General features: G+C 65.6%; 9 protein-coding genes and 1 pseudogene. All 10 read left to right on the top strand.

Translation table 11 applies throughout. The features are described from left to right. Positions 1–539 (top strand): annotated as a pseudogene (locus tag Q0627_RS12420) (mammalian cell entry protein); the annotation flags it as partial. A 1-nt stretch (position 540) separates the two neighbouring features. Continuing rightward, a complete protein-coding gene (locus Q0627_RS12425) occupies positions 541–1,665 on the top strand; it encodes an MlaD family protein (protein ID WP_291020416.1) in 1,125 nt (374 codons plus the stop codon). Further along, positions 1,662–2,678 (top strand): MlaD family protein, encoded by a 1,017-nt coding sequence (locus Q0627_RS12430; protein WP_298810232.1) that lies wholly within the window; start codon positions 1,662–1,664, stop codon positions 2,676–2,678. The genes Q0627_RS12425 and Q0627_RS12430 overlap by 4 nt, the downstream gene beginning before the upstream one ends. Further along, positions 2,675–3,643 carry an MlaD family protein gene (locus tag Q0627_RS12435; RefSeq protein ID WP_291014665.1) on the top strand — a complete coding sequence of 323 codons (969 nt, stop codon included), beginning with the start codon at positions 2,675–2,677 and terminating at the stop codon, positions 3,641–3,643. Before Q0627_RS12430 ends, Q0627_RS12435 begins: the two co-directional genes overlap by 4 nt. A 1-nt stretch (position 3,644) precedes the next feature. Then, positions 3,645–4,466, top strand: a complete 822-nt coding sequence (locus tag Q0627_RS12440) for a hypothetical protein (protein WP_291014667.1) — start codon at positions 3,645–3,647, stop codon at positions 4,464–4,466. A 94-nt stretch (positions 4,467–4,560) separates the two neighbouring features. Then, positions 4,561–6,054 carry an acetyl-CoA acetyltransferase gene (locus tag Q0627_RS12445; protein WP_291014669.1) on the top strand — a complete coding sequence of 498 codons (1,494 nt, stop codon included), beginning with the start codon at positions 4,561–4,563 and terminating at the stop codon, positions 6,052–6,054. A 51-nt stretch (positions 6,055–6,105) separates the two neighbouring features. Then, positions 6,106–6,438 (top strand): hypothetical protein, encoded by a 333-nt coding sequence (locus tag Q0627_RS12450; RefSeq protein WP_291014671.1) that lies wholly within the window; start codon positions 6,106–6,108, stop codon positions 6,436–6,438. Continuing rightward, positions 6,435–6,863 carry a Zn-ribbon domain-containing OB-fold protein gene (locus Q0627_RS12455; protein WP_291014673.1) on the top strand — a complete coding sequence of 143 codons (429 nt, stop codon included), beginning with the start codon at positions 6,435–6,437 and terminating at the stop codon, positions 6,861–6,863. Before Q0627_RS12450 ends, Q0627_RS12455 begins: the two co-directional genes overlap by 4 nt. Beyond that, positions 6,860–8,047 carry a thiolase C-terminal domain-containing protein gene (locus Q0627_RS12460; RefSeq protein ID WP_291014675.1) on the top strand — a complete coding sequence of 396 codons (1,188 nt, stop codon included), beginning with the start codon at positions 6,860–6,862 and terminating at the stop codon, positions 8,045–8,047. The genes Q0627_RS12455 and Q0627_RS12460 overlap by 4 nt, the downstream gene beginning before the upstream one ends. Positions 8,048–8,082: 35 nt before the next feature. After that, positions 8,083–8,340: a hypothetical protein gene (locus Q0627_RS12465; RefSeq protein ID WP_298810240.1), complete on the top strand. Its 258-nt coding sequence runs from the start codon at positions 8,083–8,085 to the stop codon at positions 8,338–8,340. Positions 8,341–8,349: the final 9 nt, after the last annotated feature.

Genomic DNA, 8,349 nt, shown 5'->3' on the forward strand with positions numbered 1-8,349 from the left:
AAGTCGACACCACCCGTTGGCATTCCAACATCAAGCAGGTCGCCGATGCGTTCGGGAGCAACACCACCTCGCTGCGCTCCATCGTCGACGGGCTGGATTCGGTGTCGGAGGTGTTCGCCAAGCAGCGCACCCAGGTCCACCAGATCACCCGGCTGGCCGCGGACTACCTGAACACCTTCAACACCAATCGGGACTTCGTATTCGATCTGGTCAGGAAGATCGATACCGTCGTCACGACGTATCACATCAATTCCGCCGGATTCAATTACGCCTACTACCTGTTCTCCAGTGTGCTTTACCGGGTTGGGCCCTCGATCCGGTTGTATCTGGTCAACAGCGACCAACTGGCTCCGCAGATCCATTCGATAATTGCCGATATGCGCAAGATCGTCAGCGAATTCGAGCCGACCATCACCGGATTGCTGGCTCTCAAGGACAAGCTCATGGCCGGACTCACACCGGAGAACCTGCGCCAGTTGAAGAACGGGCAACTGTCCCTGGGCGGCCTGTGCATCCCCGTGCGCGGGAGGAAGTGCTGACATGACACCAGACAGTAGGACCGACACCGGCAACGCGAGCGCGGGTCGCAAGAAGCCGATGCTGATCGCGGTACTGGCCATCGTGGTCATCACGGCGATCATCGGTGCCGTGGTCGGCCGGGGGATCAGCTCGGGCAGCTCCACGGTCGACGGTGCGCAGGGCGGCGACGGTTTCTGCGCCAAGCTCAACGACGTGATCGGCCTGTACAAGGGAAACCCGGTGACCCAGATGGGATTTCGGGTCGGCAAGGTCACCGCGGTCGAGAATATCGGTTCGCAGGTGAAGGTGACCTTCTCGCTGGACTCCGGACGCGCCTACCCGGCGGACGTCACCGCGGTCACCCGCTCGAAGTCACTGCTCGCCGACCGCAGCCTCGAACTGGTCGGCAACTACGCCGGCGGTCCGACATTGCAACCAGGCCAATGCATCAACAAGTCCTTCACTCCCAAGAACATCAACGAGGTCGCCGGATCGGCGTCGGACTTCCTGCGGGACCTGTCCGACAACGGCGGACTCGATCTGCAGAAGGCCCTCGACGGTGCCGACACCGCATTCTCCGGTACAGGTGCCAAGTCCCATTCGATGTTCGAGAACGCGGCCAAGGCGGCTCGCGATCCCGACGGCTTCACCGCCGATATCGGTTCGGCCATCCGGGACATGGCTCCGCTGACCACCAGCGCGCTGAAGAACTGGGACACGATCCTGTCGATCACCGGGCAGGCGCCGACCGTCGCCGGCCTCGGCACCGACCTGTTCTACTACGTGGCCCGGTTCTGCCGCGGTATCGGCTGGGCGATCGCGGTGATGTACGACATCTGGACCAATTACGGCAGCGAGCTCAAACCGCTCATCCTGGGTCTGGCCCCGCCGGAACTGCGCGACATCGCCAAGAACCGGGCCCCCTACTGGGCGCGGGACCTGTCGAATCTGTCGCCGGCGATCGCCGACGCGCTCAAGCAACAGACATCCACCACCGGTGGCCTGTCGATCCCGTATTCGACGCCGGCGTTCAAGCTCGACAAGCGTCAGTGCGCGGCCGCGGGCAATGCGTGCGATACGAAAACGGGCAAGGTGGATGCGACCAACCTCGTGACCCTCGTCTTGCAGAAGGCAGGAATCCGATGAACGACAATTCGCGGCGAATCGCCCGGATCATGGTGGCCCTCGGTATTGTCATCGCCGCGCTCATGGCGACGAGCGGATGTGCGCTGAGCCCCAACCGGCTGCCGTCGGTGAAGGCCGGCGTCAGCAACGACTACGAGGTGACGCTGAAGTTCGCCAGCGTGCTCAACCTCCCCACCGGTGCCGACGTGATGATGAACGGCCTGCAGGTCGGTCGGGTCACCGCGCTCAACGAAACCGCCGACGGCGTCGACGTCGTCGTCGGGCTCACCAAATCCCGTCCTGTACCGGCAAACTCGTCGGCCGTCATCCGCCAGAACACACCGCTGGGCGACACCTATCTCGGGCTGACCCCCGACACGAATGCGGTGACCACCGAATACCTGCGTGACGGTTCGGTCATCCCGCAGGAGCGCACCACGTCGCCGCCCACGCTGGAGGACACGATCGCGGTCCTGGCCTACTTCGTCAACGGCGGCACCATCCAGAAGGTCCAGGACACGATGGGCACCCTCAACAAGGTGCTGCCGAAGGTCAAGGACGTGCGCAGGCTGGCGACCACGGTGGCCAAGGACCTCGATGATCTGGCCGACAACACCGACGAGATCGACCGGACCCTGACCGGGCTCGACAATGTGGCCAAGTCGTTCCCGGCGAGTGCCACCTACATCGAGCACGTGTTCTCCGCCGGCGGTGTGCACTACTTCGAGACCGTGGCATACACACTGCTGCGCCACATCGCCACACTCCTGCCGTCGGTGGGCAAGGTGTTCACCGGTGGTCTGTGGGCCTCGCCGCTGCTCAATTCGCTCGCCGACACCCTCGAAACGGCCAAACCGATGTGGCCGGCCGGTGACGGAACGCTCAAGGCCACCAACAGCTTCCTCGGTGACACCCTCCTGCCGTTCCTGAAGAATCCGAAGGTGACGGTGACGTCGGTGAAGGCATCGGGGAGCAACAAACAGCTGCTGGGCGACACCATCACAGTGCTGCGGATTCTGGGGGTCTTGCAATGATCACGAAGACTCGGGTGTCGGTGGTGGCCATGCTGGTCATCCTGGGGGTGTCGATCGCGTACATCTTCAATGTCGGCCTGCACATCAAGACAATCGGTGCCAAACACGCCACGATCACCGTGCCGGACACCAACGGAATCCTGGTGGGTTCACGGGTTCTGTTGCGGGGCATCGAGATCGGTCACGTCACCGATATCTCGCAAAGCGTCGAGGGGGCCCGGATCACCTGGGACTACGACAAATCGACGAAGATCCCGCTCGACAGCCGGTACCGCGTGGACAACCTGTCCGCGCTGGGGGAGGCCTATGTGTCGGTGTTGCCGGCAGTGGCGACCGGTCCGTATCTGCAGAACAACGCACGGGTCGATACCGGCCATGTGGAAGTGACCTCGACCTTCAAGGATCTGTCCGAGCAGGTCACCAAGATCCTCACCCAGGTGGACGCGGACAAGGTAGCTCGGGTGTTCCGCGAGCTTGACGCGGGTCTGCCGGAGAACATCGAGGTGCTCGATGACCTCAACAAGGTCGGCACCCTGCTGACCAAGGAACTCCTGCGCAACCAGGATTCACTGCGGACCCTGTTGCAGACGATGCAGCCGTTGCTGATGCGCTCGGGTCCGCTGCCCAAGGATCTGGCGGAACTGACACCCAAGGTGTTCGATTTCACGGCGTTGTTCAGTTACATGATGCACGGTGTCAAGGACGCGATCGACTGGTCGGGGCCGATGGTCGTCGGTATCAACAACGGTGCGACGCCGTTGGTCGCGATGCTGCAGGAGTTCCTCGACACCAGTTCCGGCGACATCAAGGTCATCGGCGACAATCTGCTGCCGCTGGCCACGGCTGGTGCGGCGTCGCTGCGCACCGTCGACACCGGCAAACTGCTCGATCAACTCATCGCCTCCGCCAACGGAGGTGCCCTCACCATCCGAATCAGCCCGCCCAATAAGACAGGAGGTCGCTGAGATGAGTGCTGCGACCGACACCCGCTCGTCCACACCCGACGACGACGGCGCCGCCCCGACCAGTTCTGCGGCAGACAGTTCCGGCGACGCGAAATCGGAATCGGCGGGTACGGAAAAGCCGGTGAGTCAGGAAAAGGACTCTGCCGGCCGTGGGCGGGGCACAGTGACCCTGTCGGTGCGGACGTTGCTCATCGGGCTCGGTGCGGCGGCGGTCGTCATCGCCGGCGCCGTGCTCATCTGGCTCGTGGTGGACAAGGCGGGTCAGATCGACGATCTGAATTCGGCCGCCAAGGACAAGGCACACGCCGAGCAGGTGGCACTCGACTACGCCACCGGTGCGGCGAACATGAGCTACGAGGACACCCAGGGCTGGCTGACGCGGCTGACCGACAACACGACGCCGGAGCTGTCGGCCAAACTGCGCAACGCCGCGAGCCAGATGGAGCAGTTGCTGCGTCCCATGCAGTGGTCGTCGACCTCGACGCCGATCACCGCGAAGGTCGAATCGGTGGACGGCAATGTCTACCAGGTGGACGCCTTCGTTCAGATCGTGACCAAGAATGTGCAGACTTCGGCGTCGGGTATCGACACCACCGCGACGTACAAACTGACGATCGACAAGGACCAGGGCTGGAAGATCACCGCCATCACCAGCAACGGCACCAATTTCGACGCAGACGGTGCCAGTCCAGAAGGCAACAACACAGAAGGCAACAACGCAGGGGGAAGTGGCGCGGGCACCGCCGGCGATCAGAAGCAGCAGGCACCGAAGCAGTCGACCCCGGCTGGGCAGAACGCGGGCGGGCAGAACGCGGGCAACTGAGCCCGCCCGGCCTCTCACATATCTAAATGAATTAGATTAGTGAGAGTTCCGGCGCGATGTTCGGGTGCGCTGCACAGTGATGGAGGAGAGATCCATGAGCCTGGACCCACGAACCCCGGTGCTGGTCGGCGGTGGCCAGATCAACGGCCACGACGGCGCGGAGCCGGTCGATCTGATGGCCGCGGCGGCCCGCGCGGCGGCCGCGGAGGCGGGGTCGGAGCGGCTGCTAGAACAGGTGGACACGGTGTGGGTCGTCAGGTTGTTGTCCTGGCGTTATCGCGACCCCGGACTGCTGGTGGCCGAGCGTGTCGGCGCCGCGTCGAGCCTGCGCCGCACCGGCTACTCGGGTAACGGTGGCAGCACCCCGCAGGTGATGGTCAATGCCGCCGCGGCCGACATTCTGGCCGGCCGGGCCGACGTCGTCCTGATCGGCGGCGCCGAATCCTGGCGCACCCGGATGAAGTTCAGTGCCGCCGGTGAGCGTCCGGTGTGGACCAAGCAGGACGAGTCCGTCTTGCCGGCGCCGATCATCGTCCCGGATGTGCCGATGGAGGCCGAGAGCGAGCGGCGCGTCGGTATCGACCGGCCCTCTTACGTGTATCCGCTGTTCGATCAGGCGCGCCGGATCTCGGCCGGTCAGTCCATCGCCGACCACGCGCAGGAGATCGGGCGGCTGTGGTCGTCCTTCAGCAGGGTCGCGGCCGGCAATCCGCACGCATGGGTGCGCAAGGAATACGGTCCGGACGAGCTGATCACTCCGTCGCCCGGTAACCGGATGATCGCCTCGCCGTACCCCAAGCTGCTCAATTCGAACAATATGGTCGACCAGGGCGCGGCGCTGCTGATGTGTTCGGTGGCGAAGGCTCGTGAACTCGGCATCGATCCGGCGACGTGGGTGTTCCCGCATGCGGGAACCGAAGCCCACGACACGGACGCGATCGCGGCTCGCGGGGCGCTCGACCGCTCGCCGGCGATCAGGATCGGTGCGCGCGAAGCACTCGCCGCGGCCGGCCTGGGCATCGGCGATATCGAATTCATCGACATCTACTCGTGTTTCCCGTCCGCGGTGGCCGTCGCGGCGGCCGAGATCGGTCTGCCGCTCGACGATCCCGCGCGCCCGCTCACCTGTACCGGGGGGCTGACCTTCGCCGGTGGGCCGTGGAACAACTACAGCACCCATGCCATCGCGACGGTGACGACGCGTTTGCGGGAAAATCCGGGTTCGTACGGGCTGGTGACGGCCAACAGTGGTTACCTCACCAAACATGCCTTCGGGATCTACGGCGCCACGCCGCCGGCGGAGCCGTTCGCACGCCGGGACGTCCAGGAACTCGTCGACGCCGAGCCGGTGGCCACCGAGCTGGTCTCGTACGCGGGTGCGGCCCGCATCGAATCCTGGACCGTGGTGTACGGACGGGACGGGCTGCCCGAGAAGGCTTTCGTGGCCGCCGCCCCCCGGGACGGGGAGCGCGCGCTCGCCGTGGTGACCGGGGCCGACGACGTCGCGGTGTTGGCCGCCGAGGATGTGGCGGGACGGTCCGTGACCATAGGTGAGGACGGCGGCGCGGTCCTCGGTTGCTCGAATTAATCTAATTACGTAAGGTTTAACCAATTGTGACCGATGCGGGATGGTGGTCGAATGACAAACGATGACAGTGTGAACGAGGAGTTCGGGCAGTTGTACGCCCGGCATGTGGCCGGTGTCGCGGCCGGTGACAACAAGGCGGTGCTCGCGGACATGGTGCAGGCCAACCTGCCCACCGTCTTCTACGGCGTAGACGTTCCACGGGGCGCGATCGACTCCTATGAGATCGTCGGGATCCGGGCCGACGGCGACCGGATGGTGGGCGAGACGATCTACCGTACGGCGTCCGGGGTGATCGGGCTGCGGTCGATCTGGGAACGGCACGGCGACAGCTGGCTCGCCGCCGAACTGGCGAACTTCCCTGTCGCCGAAGGAGTTACGTCATGACCGCCGAAGTGCCCTGGGGTCCGATGGCCGACGGTCTCGACCAGCCGTACTGGGACGGGCTCGTCGCCGGCGAACTCCGGCTCCAGCGCTGCGCGGACTGCCGCAGCTGGATCTGGGGACCGCAGTCGGTGTGCGCGCAGTGCCACGGATTCGACATCGATTGGGAGAGTGTCGAAGCGGCCGGAACGATCTACAGCTGGAGCCGCAGCTGGTACCCCTACATCAGCGAGCTCGGTGGCGATCTGCCGTACATCAGTGTGCTGGTGGAACTTCCGCATGCCGGCGGCCGCCGGGTGCTGGGCATGCTCGTCGATGATCCGCAGCGCACGCCGAAGATCGGGGATCGGGTTGTCGGCACGGTACGCACCCGGCCCGGTGAACCATGGCCGCTGCTGCGCTGGACCAGGGAAGAAGTGGCCGCATGACCCGCGGAATCAGGGGCGCGAGCGCCGTCGTCGGCGTTGCCGAAAGACATTACCGCCGTGGACAATCTCCCGACAGTGAGCAGGTGATGACGCTTCACGCGATCCTCGACGCCTGCGCCGACGCGGGTGTGTCGCCGCGCGAGATCGACGGATTCGTCTCGTACGCGGGCGGATCCAACGACGGACCGATCCTCGGCGACGCCCTGGGCATCGACGAGCTGCGCTGGTCCAACATGATGTGGGGCGGTGGCGGTGGCAGCGTCGCCGCGGCGATCACCAACGCCGCCACCGCCATCGCCGGCGGGCAGGCCGATGTGGTGGCCGTGTACCGCGCGATGTCGCAGGCCGATACCGGCCGCCTCGGCTACGCCAAATACCACTACGGGCCGCACTTCCTGGCGCACGGCGTCGGCTCGCCCGCGCAGATCTGCGCCATGCGCACCCAGCGGATGCTCGAACACGACGGCGTGCCCCGTGACGCGCTGCGGGCACTGGTGCTGGCGGCCTACCAGCACGCGCAGCAAAATCCGACCGCGCAAGCCTACGGCAAGCCGCTCGACGAGGACGCCTACGAGTCCTCGCGGCTGATCGCCGAACCCTTCCACCTGTTCGACTGCTCACGCGAAAGCGACGGCGCCGTGGCGCTGATCCTGGTATCGGCCGAGCGCGCCCGTGATCTGCGGCCCGACCCGGTGTACGTGCTGGCCGGTGCCCAGGGATCACCCGGCGGATACTGCGAGGGCATCGACAACGACGTGCAGTACTCGACGGCCGGATTCGGCCCGGCGAACAACGGTAAACCCGGTGTGGCCGAACGACTCTGGCGGTCGGCAGGGCTGGGGCCGAACGACGTCGACGTCGTGCAGGTGTACGAGAACTTCTCCGGACCCGCTGTCGCCGCGCTCATCGACCACGGGCTGTGCCCACCCGGCGAGGCCGCCGGCGGGGTGCTCACCGTCGAGAACCTCACCGCCCCATTCGGAAAGCTGCCCGTCAACACCAGTGGCGGCAATCTGGCCGACGCCTTTGTCAACGGACTCAACCTGGCGGTGGAGGCCGTACGGCAGATCCGCGGCACCTCCACCAATCAGGTTGCCGGGGCGCGGACTTCGCTGTTCATCGGCGGACCGATGGCGCCGCTGGTGTCCTCGGTTCTGTTCAGTCACCCCGATGTCCTCCGGTGAGTCCCGCAGTCAGCCCGGATCGTAAGGAGCACAACATGATCAACCGGCCACAACTGTTCATCGGGGGAGCCTGGACCACCCCGTCCACCTCCGCGCACCACGACGTGATCGAGGCGGCCACCGAGAAGCCGCTGGGAACCGTCGCACTGGCGGCGCCCGCCGATATCGATGCGGCGGGGCAGTCCGCCCCCACCGCATTCGCCCGCCCCTGGCGCCGACCGACCCCCGCCGAGCCGGCCGACGCCCCCGCCCCCCTCGGCCGAGGCTGCCGCAAGGAGTTTCGCGGTTCCTGAAGGGGAATC

This window comes from uncultured Gordonia sp., assembly GCF_937858515.1.
Classification (GTDB): domain Bacteria; phylum Actinomycetota; class Actinomycetes; order Mycobacteriales; family Mycobacteriaceae; genus Gordonia.